The organism is Streptomyces sp. URMC 126, assembly GCF_051386555.1.
Taxonomy (GTDB): Bacteria; Actinomycetota; Actinomycetes; order Streptomycetales; family Streptomycetaceae; genus Streptomyces.
Genome location: NZ_JBPQTX010001172.1, coordinates 1 through 247 on the forward strand (window position 1 = coordinate 1; position 247 = coordinate 247).

At 67.6% G+C, this 247-nt stretch carries 1 pseudogene; it reads left to right on the forward strand.

From position 1 onward, the window contains the following. A pseudogene (locus ACSNOK_RS35550) lies at window positions 1-247 on the forward strand (bi-functional transferase/deacetylase); the annotation flags it as partial.

Below are 247 nucleotides of genomic sequence, written 5' to 3' on the forward strand. Positions count from 1 at the left end.
GTTCCGCGATCCGTGGGAGTCGGCCGCGGTGTGGTTCGCGTTCCTCGGCGTGCAGATCGTCTGCTCCGGCTACGCGCTGAGACTCGACGGCGAGCCGGTCCGGGCCCTGTGGTCGATGCCGTTCCAGATCGTCGTCTACCGGCAGTTGATGTATCTCGTCGTCATCCAGTCGCTCGTCGCGCTGCTGCTCGGCAGCCGGCTGCGGTGGCAGCGGATGAAGCGCTCCGGGACGGCCGCTGAACAGATC